Origin of the sequence: Streptomyces resistomycificus (assembly GCF_001514265.1) — a bacterium.
GTDB classification, from domain to species: domain Bacteria; phylum Actinomycetota; class Actinomycetes; order Streptomycetales; family Streptomycetaceae; genus Streptomyces; species Streptomyces resistomycificus.
Genome location: NZ_KQ949003.1, coordinates 156560 through 174453, shown reverse-complemented (window position 1 = coordinate 174453; position 17894 = coordinate 156560). Strand labels below are relative to the sequence as shown.

The 17894-nt window shown below is 70.5% G+C and carries 19 protein-coding genes; 8 read left to right on the top strand and 11 right to left on the bottom strand.

Annotated features, from left to right (window positions below):
• The first annotated feature begins 360 nt into the window (after nt 1-360).
• Nucleotides 361-1575 (top strand): phosphoserine phosphatase SerB, encoded by a 1215-nt coding sequence (gene serB / locus AQJ84_RS35775; protein ID WP_030040105.1) that lies wholly within the window; start codon nt 361-363, stop codon nt 1573-1575.
• Nucleotides 1576-1778: 203 nt separating this feature from the next.
• Here the strand turns inward: serB and AQJ84_RS35770 are convergent, their stop codons facing one another.
• The 4 genes from AQJ84_RS35770 to AQJ84_RS35760 all read right to left on the bottom strand — a co-directional run bounded on the left by AQJ84_RS35770 (nt 1779) and on the right by AQJ84_RS35760 (nt 4261).
• Nucleotides 1779-2297, bottom strand: a complete 519-nt coding sequence (locus tag AQJ84_RS35770; RefSeq protein ID WP_030040104.1) for a SixA phosphatase family protein — start codon at nt 2295-2297, stop codon at nt 1779-1781.
• Between the two features lie 65 nt (nt 2298-2362).
• Entirely contained in the window at nt 2363-2569 is a 207-nt protein-coding gene (locus AQJ84_RS35765; protein ID WP_030040103.1) for a hypothetical protein, read from the bottom strand.
• Between the two features lie 167 nt (nt 2570-2736).
• Nucleotides 2737-2853: an SGM_5486 family transporter-associated protein gene (locus AQJ84_RS44820; protein WP_107082878.1), complete on the bottom strand. Its 117-nt coding sequence runs from the start codon at nt 2851-2853 to the stop codon at nt 2737-2739.
• Nucleotides 2854-2944: 91 nt separating this feature from the next.
• Nucleotides 2945-4261: a CynX/NimT family MFS transporter gene (locus AQJ84_RS35760; protein WP_053193608.1), complete on the bottom strand. Its 1317-nt coding sequence runs from the start codon at nt 4259-4261 to the stop codon at nt 2945-2947.
• Nucleotides 4262-4331: 70 nt separating this feature from the next.
• On the opposite strand from AQJ84_RS35760, the gene AQJ84_RS35755 reads away from it, so the two are divergent.
• Nucleotides 4332-5063: a FadR/GntR family transcriptional regulator gene (locus tag AQJ84_RS35755; RefSeq protein WP_053193611.1), complete on the top strand. Its 732-nt coding sequence runs from the start codon at nt 4332-4334 to the stop codon at nt 5061-5063.
• Here AQJ84_RS35755 and AQJ84_RS35750 read toward each other — a convergent pair.
• The 3 genes from AQJ84_RS35750 to fabG all read right to left on the bottom strand — a co-directional run bounded on the left by AQJ84_RS35750 (nt 5002) and on the right by fabG (nt 7014).
• Nucleotides 5002-5352: a hypothetical protein gene (locus AQJ84_RS35750; RefSeq protein ID WP_053193614.1), complete on the bottom strand. Its 351-nt coding sequence runs from the start codon at nt 5350-5352 to the stop codon at nt 5002-5004. The two genes, AQJ84_RS35755 and AQJ84_RS35750, sit on opposite strands and share 62 nt — an antisense overlap.
• Before the next feature lie 169 nt (nt 5353-5521).
• On the bottom strand, nt 5522-6289 hold the full coding sequence (fabI, locus tag AQJ84_RS35745) for an enoyl-ACP reductase FabI (protein WP_030040100.1): 768 nt from the start codon (nt 6287-6289) through the stop codon (nt 5522-5524).
• 5 nt (nt 6290-6294) lie between these two features.
• Entirely contained in the window at nt 6295-7014 is a 720-nt protein-coding gene (gene fabG, locus AQJ84_RS35740; protein ID WP_030040099.1) for a 3-oxoacyl-[acyl-carrier-protein] reductase, read from the bottom strand.
• A gap of 239 nt (nt 7015-7253) precedes the next feature.
• Between fabG and AQJ84_RS35735 the strand changes: the two genes are divergently transcribed.
• Genes AQJ84_RS35735 through tyrS form a run of 3 tightly spaced genes read left to right on the top strand, consistent with a single transcriptional unit; the run spans nt 7254 to nt 11494 of the window.
• Complete coding sequence (locus tag AQJ84_RS35735; protein WP_030040098.1) at nt 7254-8777, top strand: TldD/PmbA family protein; 1524 nt, start codon at nt 7254-7256, stop codon at nt 8775-8777.
• Nucleotides 8774-10168: a metallopeptidase TldD-related protein gene (locus AQJ84_RS35730; protein WP_053193617.1), complete on the top strand. Its 1395-nt coding sequence runs from the start codon at nt 8774-8776 to the stop codon at nt 10166-10168. The genes AQJ84_RS35735 and AQJ84_RS35730 overlap by 4 nt, the downstream gene beginning before the upstream one ends.
• A 57-nt stretch (nt 10169-10225) precedes the next feature.
• Complete coding sequence (tyrS, locus tag AQJ84_RS35725) at nt 10226-11494, top strand: tyrosine--tRNA ligase (protein ID WP_053193620.1); 1269 nt, start codon at nt 10226-10228, stop codon at nt 11492-11494.
• 69 nt (nt 11495-11563) lie between these two features.
• On the opposite strand, the gene AQJ84_RS35720 is transcribed toward tyrS, so the two are convergent.
• A complete protein-coding gene (locus AQJ84_RS35720; RefSeq protein WP_030040095.1) occupies nt 11564-11842 on the bottom strand; it encodes a GlsB/YeaQ/YmgE family stress response membrane protein in 279 nt (92 codons plus the stop codon).
• Between the two features lie 244 nt (nt 11843-12086).
• Here AQJ84_RS35720 and AQJ84_RS35715 point away from each other — a divergent pair, with 244 nt between their 5' ends.
• Entirely contained in the window at nt 12087-12485 is a 399-nt protein-coding gene (locus AQJ84_RS35715; RefSeq protein ID WP_030040094.1) for a DUF3099 domain-containing protein, read from the top strand.
• A 223-nt stretch (nt 12486-12708) separates the two neighbouring features.
• Nucleotides 12709-12936, top strand: coding sequence for a hypothetical protein (locus AQJ84_RS35710; RefSeq protein ID WP_030040093.1), 228 nt, complete (start codon nt 12709-12711; stop codon nt 12934-12936).
• 40 nt (nt 12937-12976) lie between these two features.
• Here the strand turns inward: AQJ84_RS35710 and moaA are convergent, their stop codons facing one another.
• The 3 genes from moaA to AQJ84_RS35695 all read right to left on the bottom strand — a co-directional run bounded on the left by moaA (nt 12977) and on the right by AQJ84_RS35695 (nt 16096).
• The gene (moaA, locus tag AQJ84_RS35705; protein WP_030040092.1) at nt 12977-13966 is read right to left on the bottom strand and encodes a GTP 3',8-cyclase MoaA; all 990 of its coding nucleotides are present in this window, start codon (nt 13964-13966) and stop codon (nt 12977-12979) included.
• 157 nt (nt 13967-14123) lie between these two features.
• Nucleotides 14124-15743, bottom strand: coding sequence for a solute symporter family protein (locus AQJ84_RS35700; protein WP_030040091.1), 1620 nt, complete (start codon nt 15741-15743; stop codon nt 14124-14126).
• Nucleotides 15740-16096, bottom strand: a complete 357-nt coding sequence (locus AQJ84_RS35695; protein WP_030040090.1) for a DUF485 domain-containing protein — start codon at nt 16094-16096, stop codon at nt 15740-15742. Before AQJ84_RS35695 ends, AQJ84_RS35700 begins: the two co-directional genes overlap by 4 nt.
• Before the next feature lie 255 nt (nt 16097-16351).
• Here AQJ84_RS35695 and AQJ84_RS35690 point away from each other — a divergent pair, with 255 nt between their 5' ends.
• Nucleotides 16352-17884 (top strand): S8 family serine peptidase, encoded by a 1533-nt coding sequence (locus AQJ84_RS35690; protein WP_030040089.1) that lies wholly within the window; start codon nt 16352-16354, stop codon nt 17882-17884.
• Nucleotides 17885-17894: the final 10 nt, after the last annotated feature.

Sequence of the window (17894 nt, the reverse complement as noted above, 5' to 3'; positions counted from 1 at the left end):
GGCACGCGGTGACCAGGCCCGGAATCGCACACGGTCCCGCCGAAGGCACGCGGTGACCGGGCCCGGGATCGCAACGCGGTCCCGCCGTCGGTATGCCGTGCCGGGCTTCGAGGAGCGCGCGGTCCGGCCAAAGGAGCACCACGGCGGAGCCTGGGAGGCGCTGGATGGACCACCGCCCCGAGAACGCGCGGCACCGGCCCCGCGCCGAGCAGCGGTCCAGCCCCGACGGCGTACACCGGTCCGGTCCGGGACGCGCGGCGGTCCCCACCTGGGCACAGCGACGCCGGCCCAGGTGTTCCCTGTCCGTCAGGCGGACCTCGGGCGCGGAAGGCACTGCGTGCCGGATACGGTGGGAACACCATGAGCGCATCGCAGACCTCGACCTCTGACGTCCCCACCCTTCTCGTCAAGATCTTCGGGAAGGACAGGCCGGGCATCACGGCCGGACTCTTCGACACCCTCGCCGCCTTCTCCGTCGACGTGGTCGACATCGAGCAGGTCGTCACCCGTGGCCGGATGGTGCTGTGCGCGCTCGTGACCGAGCCGCCCACCGGGATGGAGGGCGAACTGCGGTCGACCGTCCACAGCTGGGCGGAATCGATCAAGATGCAGGCCGAGATCATCTCCGGCCTCGGCGACAACCGTCCGCGTGGGCTCGGACGTTCCCTGGTCACGGTGCTCGGACACCCGCTCACCGCGGAGGCCACGGCGGCGATCGCCGCGAAGATCACCAAGGTCGGCGGCAACATCGACCGTATCTTCCGGCTCGCCAAGTACCCGGTCACCGCGGTCGAGTTCGCGGTGTCCGGCGTGGAGACCGGGCCGCTGCGCACCGCCCTGGTGACCGACGCGGCCGCGCTCGGCGTGGACGTCGCCGTCGTCGCGGCCGGGCTGCACCGCCGTGCCCAGCGCCTGGTGGTCATGGACGTGGACTCGACCCTCATCCAGGACGAGGTGATCGAACTCTTCGCCGCGCACGCCGGCTGCGAGGACCGGGTGGCCGAGGTGACGGCGGCCGCGATGCGCGGGGAGCTGGACTTCGAGCAGTCACTGCACGCGCGCGTGGCGCTCCTCGAAGGGCTGGACGCCTCCGTGGTCGACAAGGTGCGAGACGAGGTACGCCTGACGCCGGGCGCGCGCACCCTGATCCGCACCCTGAAGCGCCTCGGCTACCAAGTGGGTGTCGTCTCGGGTGGCTTCACCCAGGTCACGGACGATCTGAAGGAGCGGCTCGGGCTGGACTTCGCCCAGGCCAACACGCTGGAGATCGTCGACGGGAAGCTGACGGGCAAGGTCACCGGCGAGATCGTGGACCGGGCGGGCAAGGCGCGGCTGCTGCGCAGGTTCGCCGCGGAGGCGGGCGTACCGCTGGCACAGACCGTGGCGATCGGTGACGGTGCCAACGATCTGGACATGCTCAACGCGGCCGGCCTCGGGGTCGCCTTCAACGCCAAGCCGGTGGTGCGGGAGGCCGCGCACACCGCGGTGAACGTGCCGTTCCTCGACACGGTGCTGTATCTGCTGGGAGTCACCCGCGAAGAGGTCGAGGCCGCGGACATGCACGAAGAGGACTGAGACACCCCGCGACAGGCGTGCACCCGCGCCGCCGCCTCGCAACGATCAAGGGCCCGGCACCACCACGGTGCAGGGCCCTTGTGCCCACGCCGGCCCACGCCGGCCCACGCCGGCCCACGCCGGCCCACGACGGTTCTGTCCATGAGGGCCCACAACTGCCCACGACGGTCCTCCGCCGGGGCATGGACGGCCTGCGGACCAGGTCAGCCGGACGGTGCCCAGTAGTCGGCCAGCGTGGCCACGCCCGGCTCCAGGGCCTTCCAGGAGCCCTCGAAGGACAGCACGGCGAAGGCGGCGGCCGGGAAGCCGCGCTCGCCCAGCCGCTCACGGGCGTCGCCGTCGGCCGAGCCCGCGAGGACGTCGGCGAGGCCCTGGACGCCCGGGTTGTGGCCGATGAGCACGACGTTCTGCGCGTCGTCGGGGGTCTCGTTGAGCAGCGCGATCAGCTCGCCGGGCGAAGCTTCGTAGATCCGCTCCTCGTACACGGTTTTCGGCCGGTGCGGGAACTCGTGGACGGCGAGTTTCCAGGTCTCGCGGGTCCGGGTCGCGGTGGAGCACAGGGCCAGGTCGAAGGGGATGCCGGAGTCGACCAGCTTGCGTCCGGCGACCGCGGCGTCCGTACGGCCGCGCTCGGCGAGCGGCCGTTCGTGGTCGGTCACCTGAGGCCAGTCGGCTTTCGCATGCCGGAAGAGGACAATCCTGCGTGGTTCTGCGACGCTCATGGAATCCAGCTTCGCATGAAACAGGCCATGGGGCGCAGGGAGTTGACCGGCGGCTTCGGCGGTGTTCAGCGCGATATCAGCTGCTGGAGGCGCTCGAGTAGATGGGCGACGGCGGGGTCGCCGGACGCCGCCTGCGCGTCCGCCGGGTTCAGGATCAGTGCCAGGAGCACGACGAAGGCGAGCGTCGGCAGCGCCAGGGCCCACCAGGGCAGCCGGATGTCGACGCCGCCCCGCGTCGCCGGGTGGGGCCGCATCCGCGTGTGAGCCGACATGGGTGCCTCCGCCGTCTTCGAGTGGTCCGCGCCCGACTCTCGCGGGCACATCTCGAAGCTACGGAATCCCCGGCCGTCAACCCATCCGGTGACCCACCCAGTTGACCCTGACACTCACCCCCTAGGGGATGGTGGTGCCAGCCCCACCCCCGGTGGGGGGGGTGCGGTCAGGGCGAGGCGATCGACGCGATGACGGCGATGATCACGAAGATGGCGAAGAACGAGCCGAAGACGAGGAGCATCTTCTTCTGGCCGTTCTGGGGGTTCGGATCGAGCACTGGCATACGGCAAGTCTCGCACCCGTCACCCGCACCGGTCGCGCCGGGGTGACGCCGGCCGGCACCACTCCCCCGCACCGGCCGCGACGGCGTGACGTCACCGACCGTCGGGGCGGCGCGCCGCCTCGTCCTCCACCGTACGGTCGCGTCCCGCCAGGACGCCCGCCGCCATCTGCGGGATCAGCAGGCCCGTCATGAGGGCGATCGGCAGGCCCCAGCCGCCGCTGTGCTGGTAGAGCACGCCGACCAGGAGCGGGCCCGGGATGGAGAGCAGGTAGCCGGTGCTCTGCGCGAAGGCCGACAGCTGGGCGACGCCCGAGCCGGTCCGCGCGCGCATCCCGACCATGGTGAGGGCCAGCGGGAAGGAACAGTTGGAGACGCCGAGCAGGACGGCCCAGGCCCAGGCACCGCCGGCCGGCGCGAAGTACAGCCCGGCGTATCCGACAAGGCCGCAGACGCCGAGCGCGAGCACGATCGGGCCCTGGTGCGGCAGCCGGGTGGCGACCCGCGGGATGACGAAGGCGAGCGGCACGCCCATCACCATCGTGACGGCGAGCAGCAGCCCGGCCGTGCCCGCCGGGACACCCGAGTCCCGGAAGATCTGCGCCATCCAGCCCATGGTGATGTAGGCGCCGGTGGCCTGGAGCCCGAAGAAGACGGCGAGGGCCCAGGCGGTACGGCTGCGGGTGATGCGCAGCGCGGGCGCCTCCTCACGCGCGGCAGTCCGCTCGGCCGGCCCGGCCCCCCGGTCCCGTACGAGCGGTGCCCACGGCACCACGGCCACCGCCGCCAGTACCGCCCAGACCGTGAGCCCGGACTGCCAGCTGCCGCCGAGCGCCTCCGTGACGGGCACGGTCACCGCCGCGGCTGCCGAGGTACCGAGGGCGAGGGCCATCGAGTAGAGGCCGGTCATCGAACCGACCCGGTCGGGAAACCAGCGCTTGACGATGACGGGCATCAGGACGTTGCTGACCGCGATGCCCATCAGGGCGAGGGCGCTGGCGGCCAGGAAGCCCGCCGTGCTTCCGACGTACGGGCGGATGAACAGGCCCGTGGTGATGGCGACCATGCCCGCGCACACCACCGCGCCGGGCCCGAAGCGGCGGGCGAGCCGGGGGGCCATGACGCCGAAGACGGCGAAGCAGAGCGGGGGCACGGAGGTGAGGAGCCCGGCCACGCTGCCGCTCATGCCGAGGCCGTCGCGGACCTCTTCGAGGAGGGCGCCGAGGCTGGTGATGGCGGGGCGCAGGTTGAGGGCGGACAGCACGATGCCGACGACGACCAGTCGCGTCGCCCACGCGCGCGTGGCGGGCCCGCGGGTCGCGGGCGCTTCGTGGGGGTCGGGCTGGGCCGAACCGCGTACGTTCACGGACTTCGTCGTCCCGGTTTCCTCGCTTGCCATGAGACCCATCATAGAATCATGGGATGATTGGTTGTCCATCCCCGGGCCGCCTGCTCCGGCCCCGCCCGTGCGAAGGTGTGCCATGCCACTGAGCCATCCCCGTCGGTCGGCCCTGTCCGAGCAGGTCATCGCCGCGCTGCGCAACCAGATCACCTCGGGTGAGTGGCCGGTCGGTGCACGGATCCCGACGGAACCCGAGCTGGTCGAGCAGCTGGGCGTCGCCCGCAACACCGTCCGGGAGGCCGTGCGGGCGCTGGCGCACAACGGTCTGCTGGACATCCGCCAGGGCTCCGGCACCTACGTCGTGGCGACGAGCGAGCTGGCGGGCGTGATGCACCGCCGCTTCGCCGACGCGGACCCGCGGCACGTCGCCGAGCTGCGCTCCACGCTGGAGTCGGCCGCCGCGCGGCTGGCCGCCGAGCGGCGCACGGACAAGGACCTCAAGCAGCTCGACGTGCTCCTGGTGCGCCGGGAGGAGGCCTGGGAGTCGGGCGACCCCGAGGCGTTCGTGACGGCGGACGCGACCTTCCACCTGGCGGTGGTGGCCGCCTCGCACAACGACGTGATGACCGAGATGTACGCCGACCTGGGCGAGGTGCTGCGGGACTGGCTGCGCGAGGACATCGGTGCTCAGCTGACGCCGGAGACGCACATGGACCACGCGCGGCTCGTCGACGCGATCCGCTCGGGCGACGCGGCGGCCGCCGCCGTGGAGGCCGCCAGCTATCCGTTCCTGTGCCGTCCGGGGCGGATCAGCGCCCCTTCCGGTGGCTCACCCACACCGAGCGGACCTCTTTCCAGCAGCGGCCGGTGAGACGGACGGTCTGCGCGGGCCCGGCCTCGACCGTGGCGCCGTCGCTGTCGACGTCCCACCAGCGGTCGCACTCGATGTGCAGGCTGACGTGGTCGGTCCGCGGATACGGGTTGTGGCAGTACGCGATCACCTGGGAGCCGACGACGCTGCTGCGGCACTCGGCCCCGAACGGCTCCGGCTCGGCGGCCTGCCGCGCCTCCACGCGTGCGTGCGGGAGCGCCTCGTAGGACAGGGACAGGACGAGACAGACGGCTGCGGTCGCTGAGGCCAGGCTGCGGGACAGGCGCACAAGGGGACCTCCTCGGCCGTGCTGGGGAGAGGAGCGTGTGGTGAACGCGTAATCCAGAGTGCCCAGTTGTGGCCGCCTCCCGCCCGGCCGAGTAGACCGAACGAGTGACGGGTGAGGGCCCGCGCCCTGAAAGGACGCGGGCCCTCACCCGTAGGGAACGAATGCGGTGTCACGCACCGACGGCGTGCAGCCCGCCGTCCACGTGGACGATCTCGCCCGTGGTCTTCGGGAACCAGTCGCTCAGCAGGGCGACGACGCCCTTGCCGGCCGGCTCCGGGTCCTTGAGGTCCCACTCCAGGGGGGCGCGGCCGTCCCACACGGCGGCCAGCTCGGCGAAGCCCGGGATGGACTTGGCGGCCATGGAGCCGATCGGGCCGGCGGAGACCAGGTTGCAGCGGATGTTCTGCTTGCCCAGGTCGCGGGCCATGTAGCGGCTGGTGGCCTCCAGGGCGGCCTTGGCCGGGCCCATCCAGTCGTACTGCGGCCAGGCGTACTGGGCGTCGAAGGTGAGACCGACGACGGAGCCGCCGTTCTGCATCAGCGGCAGGCAGGCCATGGTGAGCGACTTCAGGGAGTACGCCGAGACGTGCATGGCCGTGGCCACCGACTCGAACGGCGTGTTGAGGAAGTTGCCGCCGAGCGCGTCCTGGGGCGCGAAGCCGATGGAGTGCACGACACCGTCGAGACCGCCGAGCTCCTCGCCGACGACGTCGGCCAGGCGGCCGAGGTGCTCGTCGTTGGTGACGTCCAGCTCGATGACCTTGGTGGGCTTGGGCAGCTTCCTGGCGATGCGCTCGGTCAGCGTGGGCCGCGGGAACGCGGTCAGGATGATCTCCGCGCCCTGCTCCTGGGCCAGTTTGGCGGTGTGGAAGGCGATGGAGGACTCCATCAGCACACCGGTGATCAGGACGCGCTTGCCCTCGAGAATTCCGCTCATGGTGTTCAGTGACCCATTCCCAGTCCGCCGTCTACGGGGATGACGGCTCCAGTGATGTACGAGGCGTCGTCCGAGGCGAGGAACCGCACCGTCGCGGCGATCTCCTCGGGCTGCGCGTAACGGCCGAGCGGCACCTGCTTCACGATGCCCTCGCGCTGCTCGTCGGTGAGCACCTTGGTCATGTCGGTGTCGACGAAGCCGGGCGCCACGACGTTGAAGGTGAGGTTGCGCGAGCCCAGCTCACGCGCGAGCGAGCGGGCGAAGCCGACCAGGGCGGCCTTGGAGGCGGCGTAGTTCGCCTGGCCCGGCCCGCCGTACAGGCCGACGACCGACGAGATCAGCACGACGCGGCCCTTCTTGGCGCGCAGCATGCCGCGGTTGGCGCGCTTGACGACCCGGAAGGTGCCGGTGAGGTTGGTGTCGATGACCGAGGTGAAGTCCTCCTCGGACATCCGCATCAGGAGCTGGTCCTTGGTGATGCCGGCGTTGGCGATCAGCACCTCGACCGGGCCGTGCACTGCCTCGATCTCCTTGTAGGCCTGCTCCACCTGCTCGGAGTCGGTGATGTCGCACTTGACGGCCAGGCAGCCCAATTCCGTCAGGGCGGCCGGCGGCTCGCCCGAGCGGTAGGTGATGGCGACCTTGTCGCCGGCGTCGGCGAACGCGCGGGCGATGGCGAGGCCGATGCCCCGGTTGCCTCCGGTGACGAGAACCGAGCGGCTCAACGGATCACCCTTTCGATAGCGGTCTGACACACCCGCCCGAACACCTGGGATGACAGGCGGCTTCCTCGAAAACCTATCGGTCCCGGCCCGCACGCGGACAATCGGGCATCCACAGTGGCTTACGGGACTCCCTGTCGGGTCCCTACAGAAAGATGCGGGGTTCCGTCGGAAACGTGTGGTCCGCGGCCTCGCCCGCGCGACATGATCGGATCGACAGGCCACGACCACAGGGAGACCCCGTGCCTCATACGATCGACGAAGCCTTCACGGCGCTTCCGCTACGCGCCTTGGCCGACGCCGCGCTGGCACGCGCGCGTGCGCTGGGCGCGGAGCACGCCGACTTCCGGTTCGAGCGGGTGCGCAGCGCGTCCTGGCGGCTCAGGGACGCCAAGCCCTCCGGGACGTCCGACACCACCGACCTCGGGTACGCGGTGCGGGTCGTGCACGGTGGGACGTGGGGCTTCGCGTCGGGTGTGGATCTGACCCTGGACGCCGCCGCCAAGGTCGCCTCCCAGGCGGTGCAGATGGCCAAGCTGTCCGCCCAGGTGATCAAGGCCGCCGGGTCGGACGAGAGGGTGGAGCTGGCCGACGAGCCCGTGCACGCGGAGAGGACGTGGATCTCCTCCTACGAGATCGACCCGTTCACCGTGCCCGACGAGGAGAAGTCGGCGCTGCTCGCGCAGTGGAGCGCGCGCCTGCTCGCGGCGGACGGCGTGAACCACGTGGACGCCTCGCTGCTCACCGTCCACGAGAACAAGTTCTACGCCGACACCGCGGGCACGGTGACCACCCAGCAGCGGGTCCGGCTGCACCCCCAGCTGACGGCCGTCTCCGTCGACGAGTCGAGCGGCGAGTTCGACTCGATGCGGACCATCGCGCCGCCCGTCGGGCGCGGCTGGGAGTACCTCACCGGCACCGGCTGGGACTGGGACGCGGAACTGGCGCGGATCCCGGAGCTGCTCGCCGAGAAGATGCGGGCGCCGAGCGTAGAGGCGGGGGTGTACGACCTGGTCGTCGACCCCTCCAACCTGTGGCTGACCATCCACGAGTCCATCGGGCACGCCACCGAGCTGGACCGCGCCCTCGGCTACGAGGCCGCCTACGCCGGCACCTCCTTCGCCACGTTCGACCAGCTGGGCAAGCTGCGCTACGGCTCCGAGCTGATGAACGTCACCGGTGACCGCACCGCCGAGCACGGCCTGGCGACCGTCGGCTACGACGACGAGGGCGTCGAGGGGCAGTCCTGGGACCTGGTGCGCAGCGGCACGCTGGTCGGCTACCAGCTGGACCGGCGGATCGCGAGGCTGACCGGGTTCGAGCGGTCCAACGGGTGCGCGTTCGCCGACTCCCCCGGGCGCGTGCCGGTGCAGCGCATGGCCAACGTGTCCCTGCAGCCGGACCCGGCCGGGATGTCGACCGAGGACCTCATCGGCAGCGTGGACCGCGGCATCTACGTGGTCGGCGACCGGTCCTGGTCCATCGACATGCAGCGCTACAACTTCCAGTTCACCGGACAGCGGTTCTTCAAGATCGAGAACGGGCGGATCACCGGGCAGCTCAGGGACGTCGCCTACCAGGCGACGACCACCGACTTCTGGGGGTCCATGGCGGCCGTCGGCGGCCCGCAGACCTACGTCCTGGGCGGCGCCTTCAACTGCGGCAAGGCCCAGCCGGGTCAGGTCGCGGCCGTGTCCCACGGCTGCCCGTCGGCCCTCTTCAAGGGCGTCAACATTCTGAACACCACGCAGGAGGCCGGTCGATGAGTCCTCGTACCAACAAGCCGCACGAGATCGTCGAGCGCGCCCTCGACCTGTCCCGGGCCGACGGCTGTGTGGTCATCGCGGACGAGCAGTCGACCGCCAACCTGCGCTGGGCGGGCAACGCGCTCACCACGAACGGTGTCACCCGTGGTCGTACGCTCACCGTCGTCGCCACCGTCGACGGCAAGGAGGGCACGGCCTCCGGTGTCGTGTCACGGTCGGCGGTGACGGCGGACGAGCTGGAGCCCCTGGTGCGGGCCGCCGAGGCCGCCGCGCGCGGCGCCCAGCCCGCCGAGGACGCCCGGCCGCTGGTCACCGGCGTGCCCGGGTCGCCCGACTTCCAGGACGCGCCCGCAGAGACCTCCTCCGCCGTGTTCGCCGACTTCGCGCCGGCGCTCGGCGAGGCGTTCGCACGCGCGCGTGCGGGCGGCCGCGAGCTGTACGGCTTCGCCAACCACGAGCTGGTCTCCAGCTACCTCGGTACGTCCACCGGGCTGCGGCTGCGGCACGACCAGCCCAACGGGACGCTGGAGCTGAACGCCAAGTCGCCCGACCGTACGCGCTCGGCCTGGGCCGGCCGTTCGACGCGGGACTTCAAGGACGTCGACCCGGCGGCGCTGGACGCCGAGCTGGCCGTACGGCTGGGATGGGCCGAGCGGCGGATCGCCCTGCCCGCCGGACGGTACGAGACGCTGCTGCCGCCGACCGCCGTCGCGGACCTGCTGATCTACCAGATCTGGTCGGCGTCGGGCCGGGACGCGGCCGAGGGCCGCACCGTCTTCTCCAAGCCGGGCGGCGGCACCCGCCTGGGCGACAGGCTCACCGACCTGCCGCTGAGCCTGCGCAGCGACCCGAACGCGCCGGGCCTGGAGTCCGCGCCGTTCGTGCTCGCGCACTCCTCCGGGGGCGACCAGTCGGTGTTCGACAACGGGCTGCCGCTGACGGCCACCGACTGGGTGCGCGAGGGCGTGCTGAGCAACCTGCTGACCAGCCGGCACAGCGCGGACCTGACCGGGCTGCCGGTGGCGCCGGGCATCGACAACCTGATCCTGGACGGCGGCGAGGACCGGTCGCTGGAGGAGATGGTCGCGAACACCGAGCGCGGGCTGCTGCTGACCTGCCTCTGGTACATCCGCGAGGTCGACCCGGCGACGCTGCTGCTCACCGGCCTGACCCGGGACGGCGTCTATCTCGTCGAGAACGGCGAGGTGAGCGGCGAGGTCAACAACTTCCGGTTCAACGAGTCGCCGGTGGGCCTGCTGGGCCGGGCCACCGAGGCCGGGCGCACCGAGAAGACCCTGCCCAGGGAGTGGAGCGACTGGTTCACCAGGGCGGCGATGCCGGCCCTGCGGATCCCCGATTTCAATATGAGCTCTGTCAGCCAGGGCGTATAACCTCGTAGCCGGCAGTCACTCGACTGCCCGAGGATCATCCAAGGAGATACGAGAACCGTGACGGACATCGTCGACGAGCTGAAGTGGCGTGGGCTGTGGGCCCTGTCCACTGACGAGGACGCTTTGCGCAAGGCGCTCGCGGACGGTCCCGTCACGTTCTATTGCGGTTTCGACCCGACCGCGGCCAGCCTGCACGTCGGCCACCTGGTGCAGGTCCTCACCATGCGCCGGCTCCAGCAGGCGGGCCTGCGCCCGCTGGCCCTGGTGGGCGGGGCGACCGGTCAGATCGGCGACCCGCGCCCCACGGCGGAGCGCACGCTGAACGACCCGGAGACGGTCGCGAACTGGGTGGCCCGGCTGCGCTCGCAGATCGAACCGTTCCTGTCCTTCGAGGGCGAGAACGCCGCGGTGATGGTGAACAACCTGGACTGGACGGCCGGGCTGTCGGCCATCGAGTTCCTCCGCGACATCGGCAAGCACTTCCGCGTCAACAAGATGCTGACCAAGGACTCCGTCGCCCGGCGCCTGGAGTCCCAGGAGGGCATCAGCTACACGGAGTTCAGCTACCAGCTGCTCCAGGGCATGGACTTCCTGGAGCTGTACCGGAGGTACGGCTGCACGCTCCAGCAGGGCGGCAGCGACCAGTGGGGCAACCTCACAGCCGGTCTGGACCTGATCCACCGGCTGGAGCCCGAGGCCGAGGCGCACTGCCTGGCCACGCCGCTGATGGTCAAGGCGGACGGCACCAAGTTCGGCAAGACCGAGGGCGGCGCCGTCTGGCTCGACCCGGAGATGACGACGCCGTACGCGTTCTACCAGTTCTGGCTGAACGTGGACGACCGGGACGTCTCGACGTACATGCGCATCCTGTCCTTCAGGTCCCGCACGGAGCTGGAGGAGCTGGAGAGGCAGACCGAGGAGCGTCCGCAGGCCCGGGCCGCGCAGCGCGCGCTGGCGGAGGAGCTGACGACGCTGGTGCACGGCGCCGACCAGACGGCCGCCGTGATCGCCGCGTCCAAGGCCCTCTTCGGCCAGGGTGAGCTGGCGGAGCTCGACGCGAGGACGCTGGAGGCGGCGCTGTCCGAGGTGCCGCACGTCCGGGTCGCCGAGCTCGGCCCGGTGGTCGACCTGTTCGCCGAGGTCGGCCTGGTGGCCAGCAAGTCGGCCGCGCGCCGCACGGTCAAGGAGGGCGGCGCCTACGTGAACAACGCGAAGGTGACCGCCGAGGACGCCGTCCCCGCCCGGGAGGACCTGCTGCACGGGCGCTGGCTGGTGCTGCGCCGGGGCAAGAAGAACCTGGCGGCGGTCGAGGTCACGACCTCCTGACCGGCCCTGCGCGCGCCGAAGGGGGCGGCTTCCCGACAGGGGATGCCGCCCCCTTCGCCGTGCCCGCCCTCAGGTTCTCCGCTTGTTCCGGCCGAGCGTCGCCATGTACAGCATGTCGCCGAGGAAGACGATGACGACCGCGGCCACCAGCTGGAACAGGTGCCGCATCCAGTCGATGCCGTCGGTGGACTCCACCCCGGCCGCGCGGGCGATCGCGTTGCCCACGATCGCGCCCAGGATGCCGAAGATGGTCGTCAGCCAGAGAGGGCTGTGCTGCTTGCCGGGGATGATCGCCTTCGCGATCAGACCCAGCACGAATCCCACGATGATGGCCCACACCCAGCCCATGGCTGCCTCCTCGTACGGCTCTACGTGAGCATTACGCTCAGTTTCGGCCCGTTCGCCCTACGGCGCATGTCGGGTACCGCCGTACGCGCTGCGGCCGACGGCGTTCGTCCTGGTTGGCGGTGACCCGGTCTCGTAGGCGGCGCAGCCGCGGCGTAACGTGGAGGGCGACCGGGCCCCGTCTCCCCGACCGGGGACGACCGGGCAGGGGCGGGAAGAGTCCGATGCGGGCGGATGGTGGAATGTGATGCGGAAGCAGCATGGCGGCGGCAACGCCCAGGTGTTCCGGATCACCGGAGCCAGGTCGAGCCTCCAGGACGATGTGCGTGGACGGCAGCGCCGGTACGTCATCTCGATGACGGTCCGAACCATCTCGGTGATCCTCGCGGCGACGCTCTGGAACGTCGAGCGGCACGTCGCGATCGTGGCCCTGGTCCTCGGGGCCGTACTGCCCTACATCGCCGTGGTCGTCGCCAACGCCGGCCGGGAGAACGCGCCCTCGCTGCCGTCGACGTTCGTGGCCGCGCCGACGCGGCCGATGATCACTCCGCCGCACGCGCCGGAGTCCGGCACGGAATCCGTCCCGGAAGACGTCGCGGCCGACCCCACGCCGGGCGCACGGCACGAGCCGCGGGGCCGGGCATGATCCCGGGGGCCCCGGGCGGGTGCCCCGCAACCGGAAGTCAGCACCCCGCCAAGCTCAAGAAAAGCTCAGATCAATCATGTTGTTCCGGTGCCGGGCGACGGGTTACCCGTGACATACTTCGTAGGCGCTCCGCATCCCCCGTCGGAGCGACGGACCGACGCCGGGCAGCTCCCCCCGTGGCTGCTCGGCGTCGCCTTTTGTGCCGCATCTGTGAGACGAACCAGTGAGTGACGAGACCCCGATCTGTTCCGCCAAGGGCTGCCGTGTCGACGCCGTGTGGGTGCTGGCGTGGAACAACCCGAAGATCCACACGCCTGAGCGGCGCAAGACATGGCTCGCGTGTGAGGAACACCGGGAGCACCTCTCGCAGTTCCTCGGGGTCCGGGGGTTTTTGAAGGACGTGGTCCTCCTGGCGGAGTGGGAGTCCCCCGAGACCTCCCGGTCCTCGTAGTCCCTCCCGTCCTCTTCGCCGCCCTCGCGCCCTCGTCCCGCTAGCCCCCGATGGCCGACATCGGCCGGTCCGGCTGCAGGAACGTCGGGTCGTCCAGGCCCGAACCCGCCTTCTTGCCCCACATGGCCAGCCGCCAGATGCGGGCGATCTCCTCGTCCGGGGCGTCGGAGCGCAGCGCGGCGCGCAGGTCGGTCTCCTCCGTGGCGAACAGACAGGTGCGCACCTGGCCGTCCGCCGTGAGGCGGGTGCGGTCGCAGGCCGCGCAGAACGGGCGGGTGACGGAGGCGATCACGCCGACGCGGTGCGGGCCGCCGTCGACGATCCAGCGTTCGGCCGGGGCCGAGCCGCGCTCGCCCGCACCCTCTTCGGTGAGGTCGAAGCGGGTGCGCAGGGAAGCCAGGATGTCTCCCGCGGTGATCATGCCGTCGCGCTTCCAGCCGTGCTGGGCGTCGAGGGGCATCTGCTCGATGAACCGCAGTTCGTAGTCGTGCTCCACCGCCCAGGCCAGCAGGTCCGGGGCCTCGTCCTCGTTCAGCCCCGGCATCAGCACCGAGTTGACCTTGACGGGGGTCAGGCCCACGTCCCGGGCGGCCTCCAGGCCGGCGATGACGTCATGGTGCCGGTTGCGGCGGGTGAGGGTCTTGAACACGTCGGGGCGCAGGGTGTCCAGCGAGACGTTGACCCGGTCCAGGCCGGCCGCCTTGAGGGCCGCCGCGGTGCGCTGGAGACCGATGCCGTTGGTGGTGAGGGACATCTGGGGGCGCGGTTCCAGAGCGGCGACGCGCTCGACGATGCCGACGAGTCCGGGGCGCAGCAGGGGCTCACCGCCGGTGAAGCGGACTTCCTCTATACCGAGGGACGTGACGGCGATGTCGATGAGCCGCACGATCTCGTCGTCCGTGAGCAGGTCGGGCTTGGCGAGCCATTGCAGGCCTTCTTCGGGCATGCAGTAGGTGCAGCGCAGGTTGCACCGGTCGGTCAGCGAGACTCGCAGGTCGGTGGCTACCCGGCCGTAGGTGTCGATGAGCACGTGGGCCCCCTCCCTCGTCGCGGATCAACTGTTCTCCAACACCTGCGAGCCTACGTGACAGGACCGACATCGACAGTGCCCTTTCCCACCAGACAGGACGCGGCCGCGTCGTAGGGATCTACGACGCGGCCGCTCAGGGGGCGGATCGGGGCTGCGGTCAGTGGGCGCCGGTGCCGGTCAGGGAGCGGACCTCCAGCTCCGCGTACTTGGCGGCGTCCGGCTCCTCCTTGGACAGGACGGTGCCGAGCCAGCCCATCAGGAAGCCGAACGGGATCGAGATGATGCCGGGGTTCTTCAGCGGGAACCAGGCGAAGTCGACGTCGGGGAACATCGCCTTGGGGTCGCCGGAGACCACGGGCGAGAACAGCACCAGGCCGACGGCGACGATCAGACCGCCGTAGATCGACCACAGGGCGCCCTGGGTGGTGAAGCGCTTCCAGAACAGGCTGTAGAGGATCGTCGGGAGGTTGGCGGAGGCCGCGACCGCGAAGGCCAGCGCGACCAGGCCGGCCACGTTCAGGTCGCGGGCGAGGGCACCCAGGAGGATGGAGGCGGCGCCGATGCCGATGGTCGCCAGCCGAGCCGCCCTCATCTCCTGCTTCTCGGTGGCCTTGCCCTTCTTGATGACGTTGGCGTAGATGTCGTGGGCGAACGACGAGGACGAGGCCAGGGTGAGGCCCGCGACCACGGCGAGGATCGTCGCGAAGGCCACCGCCGAGATGGTGGCGAGCAGGATCGCGCCCCAGGCGGAGTCGACGCCGCCGAGGTGGAGGGCGAGCAGGGGCGCCGCCGTGTTGCCGGACGGGTTGGACGCGATGATCTCTTCCTGCGAGATCAGCGCCGCGGCACCGAAGCCGAGGGCGATGGTCATCAGGTAGAAGCCGCCGATGATGCCGATGGCCCAGTTCACGGACTTCCGGGCGGCCTTGGCGTTGGGCACCGTGTAGAAGCGGATCAGGATGTGCGGCAGACCCGCGGTGCCGAGCACCAGGGCGATGCCGAGGGACATGAAGTCCAGCTTGGAGGTGCCGGTCGCGCCGTACTGGAGGCCGGGCTCCAGGAAGGCCGCTCCCTTGCCGCTGTTCTCGGCGGCCGTGCCCAGCAGGTCCGAGATGTTGAAGTTGAACTTCAGCAGCACCAGGAACGTGATCAGGATGGTGCCGCCGATGAGCAGCACGGCCTTCACCATCTGGACCCAGGTGGTGCCCTTCATGCCGCCGATGGAGACGTAGACGATCATCAGGACACCGACGAGGGCGACGATGAGGATCTTGCCCGCGTCGGAGGTGATGCCGAGCAGCAGCGAGACGAGGACGCCCGCGCCCGCCATCTGGGCCAGCAGGTAGAAGATCGAGACGACGATGGTGGAGGTGCCCGCCGCCGTACGGACCGGGCGCTGGCGCATGCGGTACGCCAGCACGTCACCCATGGTGTAGCGGCCGGAGTTGCGCAGCGGCTCGGCCACCAGGAGCAGGGCGACCAGCCAGGCGACCAGGAACCCGATGGAGTAGAGGAAGCCGTCGTAGCCGAAGAGGGCGATGGCGCCGGCGATGCCGAGGAACGACGCGGCCGACATGTAGTCGCCGGAGACCGCGAGTCCGTTCTGGAAGGCGCTGAACTGCCGCCCGCCGGCGTAGAAGTCGGCGGCGTCCTTGGTCTGGCGGCCCGCCCAGACGGTGATGCCGAGGGTCGCGACGACGAACACCGCGAACAGCGAGATGATCAGCGTGCGGTGCTCGCTGGCCTCGCCGGCTGCCAGAGTGATCGCGGGGCTCATGCGCCGCCCTCCATCCGGGACTTGATGGCCTCGGCCTTGGGGTCGAGCTTCGCGGCGGCGTGCCGCGAGTACCACCAGGCGATGAGGAACGTGGTGACGAACTGGGCGATGCCGAAGACGAAGGCGATGTTGATGTTGCCGAAGACCTTGGTGCCCATGAAGTCGCCCGCGTAGTTGGACAGCAGGACGTACAGCAGGTACCAGGCGATGAACGCGAGCGTCAGCGGGAAGGCGAAGGAGCGGTAGGAGCGGCGCAGTTCACCGAACTCCGCGCTCTCCTGCACCTCGGTGTACTCCTCTGGGCTGGGGAGTTTGTGTTGCACTTTCGAGGGTGGCGGTGCGTCGGTGGACACGGACTCTCCTCGTGTTGCGGATGCGGTTGGGACGGGGACCGGGGGGCGAGTGTCCTCGCGCTCCTTGCCCAAGGTCACGGCGGCGCGCAAGGACCGGTTCAACACAGCGGGCTTCTTTCCGAACTCACCTCGGGTAAGTCATTGCTGGCCAGCGACTGCGGGGGATAGCTTCGGGCCTGCACCAACCGTCATGTACCTGCCCGAGCACCACCTGTGCCTCGGGCCGGTTTCGTTTCCGGATGATGTGGAGATCCCATGGCTCATCTGCGTTCCAGACGCCGTCTCGCCCTCGCCGTACCGGTCGCGCTGTCGCTGACGGCCTCGCTCGGCTTCCTGCCCGCCGCGGCCGCGTCGGCCGCGCCGCGGGCGGAGACCTCCGCGCAGGCGGCGGACGCGTCCGCTCTTTCGTACGTCGTCAACACCAAGTTGGACCGGCGCACGATCCAGGCGGTGAAGAAGGCGGTACCCGCCGCCGGCGGCACCGTCGTCATCACGTACGAGAAGATCGGCGTCATCGTCGTCCACTCGTCGAACCCGGACTTCGCCCGGCAGATACGCGAGGTGCGCGGGGTGCAGTCGGCCGGTGCCACCCGCACCGCTCCGCTGACCCCCGCGGGCACGACCGACGAGGGGGCCGCGCAGGTCCTGTCGAAGGAGCAGGCCGCGAAGGTGGCGCGCGCGTCCGCGTCGACACCCGACAGCGAGCCCCTCGAGGCCGACCAGTGGGACCTGCGCGCGATCGGTGCCGACAAGGCCGCGAAGATCAACCCGGGCAGCCGCAAGGTGACCGTCGCCGTGATCGACACCGGCGTCGACGACACCCACCCGGACATCGCACCGAACTTCTCCGCGTCCCAGTCGGCCAACTGCGACGGCGGTGTCCCGGACACCAGCGAGGGCGCCTGGCGGCCGTACACCGCGGACGACTACCACGGCACGCATGTGGCCGGTGAGATCGCCGCGGCCCGTAACGGGGTCGGTGTGGCCGGTGTCGCGCCCGGTGTGAAGGTCTCGAGCATCAACGTGACCGACCCGAGCAGCGGCCTCTTCTACCCGGAGAGCGTCGTGTGCGCCTTCGTGTTCGCCGCCGACCACGGCGTCGAGATCACGAACAACAGCTACTACGTCGACCCGTGGCTGTACAACTGCATGGACGACCCGGACCAGCGTGCCATCGTCGACGCCGTCAACAGGGCCCAGCTGTACGCCCAGAAGAAGGGCACGCTCAACGTGGCGGCGGCGGGCAACTCCAACCACGACCTGGACTCCGACGCGATCGCCGACGCCACCAGCCCCAACGACACCACGCCGGTCGAGCGGACCATCGACCCGCACGAGTGCTTCGACGTGCCGACGCAGCTGCCGGGTGTGGTCACGGTCAGCTCGACGGGTGTGCAGAACCTCAAGTCGTACTTCTCGACGTACGGCAAGGGCGTCGTCGACGTCGCCGCGCCGGGCGGCGACCGGCTCTACCAGATCCCGGACACGCCGTCGAAGAACGGCCGCATCCTGTCCACCATGCCGAACGGCGAGTACGGCTTCCTGCAGGGCACGTCGATGGCGTCGCCGCACGCCGCGGGCGTCGCCGCACTGCTGAAGTCGACACATCCGAAGGCCTCGCCTGCCCAGCTCCAGGCCCTGCTCAAGGCGCAGGCGACCGCCACCGCCTGCCCGGAGTCCTACGACCAGGACGGCAACGGCACTCAGGACGCGGTGTGCAAGGGCGGCAAGTACAACAACGGGTTCTACGGGCACGGCATTGTCAACGCGCTGCGCGCGGTGAAGTGACCCGTACTCC

Coding starts and splice junctions, on each gene's coding strand:
- fabI (WP_030040100.1), bottom strand. CDS start 6,289: ATGAGCGGAATTCTCGAGGGCAAGCGCGTCCTGATCACCGGTGTGCTG.
- AQJ84_RS35730 (WP_053193617.1), top strand. CDS start 8,774: ATGAGTCCTCGTACCAACAAGCCGCACGAGATCGTCGAGCGCGCCCTC.
- AQJ84_RS44820 (WP_107082878.1), bottom strand. CDS start 2,853: ATGCCAGTGCTCGATCCGAACCCCCAGAACGGCCAGAAGAAGATGCTC.
- AQJ84_RS35770 (WP_030040104.1), bottom strand. CDS start 2,297: ATGAGCGTCGCAGAACCACGCAGGATTGTCCTCTTCCGGCATGCGAAA.
- AQJ84_RS35755 (WP_053193611.1), top strand. CDS start 4,332: ATGCCACTGAGCCATCCCCGTCGGTCGGCCCTGTCCGAGCAGGTCATC.
- serB (WP_030040105.1), top strand. CDS start 361: ATGAGCGCATCGCAGACCTCGACCTCTGACGTCCCCACCCTTCTCGTC.
- AQJ84_RS35720 (WP_030040095.1), bottom strand. CDS start 11,842: ATGGGCTGGGTGTGGGCCATCATCGTGGGATTCGTGCTGGGTCTGATC.
- AQJ84_RS35765 (WP_030040103.1), bottom strand. CDS start 2,569: ATGTCGGCTCACACGCGGATGCGGCCCCACCCGGCGACGCGGGGCGGC.
- AQJ84_RS35760 (WP_053193608.1), bottom strand. CDS start 4,261: ATGATGGGTCTCATGGCAAGCGAGGAAACCGGGACGACGAAGTCCGTG.
- AQJ84_RS35715 (WP_030040094.1), top strand. CDS start 12,087: ATGCGGAAGCAGCATGGCGGCGGCAACGCCCAGGTGTTCCGGATCACC.
- AQJ84_RS35700 (WP_030040091.1), bottom strand. CDS start 15,743: ATGAGCCCCGCGATCACTCTGGCAGCCGGCGAGGCCAGCGAGCACCGC.
- AQJ84_RS35690 (WP_030040089.1), top strand. CDS start 16,352: ATGGCTCATCTGCGTTCCAGACGCCGTCTCGCCCTCGCCGTACCGGTC.